Below are 599 nucleotides of genomic sequence, written 5' to 3'. Positions count from 1 at the left end.
ACCGCACTCATGGTTGCCTCGGTTCCCGAATTTACCATGCGAATCTTATCAATATTTGGGACCATGGATACCGCAAGTTCGGCAATGGTTGTTTCCAGCTGGGTAGGCGTCCCGAAAGACGTACCTTTTCTGGCCTTTTCGACCACTGCGTTGACTACAGGATCATAAGCGTGCCCCAAAATGAGCGGACCCCAGGAATTGATATAATCGATGTATTTATTTCCATCCTCATCAAAGAGATAGGCCCCTTTAGCTTCTTTGATGAAAATTGGTTCTCCCCCAACGGCGCTAAAAGCTCTCACAGGAGAATTCACCCCGCCGGGAATTACTTTTTTAGCTGCAGTGAATAATTCGCTGCTTCTTTTATAGATCATAATAAGGTTTTATTGAGACACGTAAAGAGTTTGTCCAATGCCAATATTGGTGTCCCTAAGATTGTTCATTTTTTGCAGTTGTTCTACCGAAAGGTTATGCCTTTTGGCAATTGAATACAAGGTATCCCCCTGCTTCACGGTATAAGCCCTGGCTGCTGAATTTCGTTCCGGTTCCGGCTCAGAGTAAGCAATGACATCTCTAACAGGCGAATCCCCGTCATAGCG

General features: G+C 45.4%; 2 protein-coding genes. Both read right to left on the bottom strand.

Annotation, left to right across the window (positions count from 1 at the left end):
• Positions 1 to 374: aminotransferase class III-fold pyridoxal phosphate-dependent enzyme (locus HC175_RS16500; RefSeq protein WP_168139469.1), on the bottom strand; the 374-nt coding region annotated here is incomplete at its 3' end.
• 9 nt (positions 375 to 383) lie between these two features.
• The coding region (locus HC175_RS16495) for a LysM peptidoglycan-binding domain-containing protein (protein ID WP_168139468.1) at positions 384 to 599 on the bottom strand (216 nt) is incomplete at its 5' end.

The organism is Salinimicrobium oceani (genome assembly GCF_012037645.1).
The sequence above is the reverse complement of the archived record's forward strand: the minus strand, read 5'-3'. Positions and strand labels throughout refer to the sequence as shown.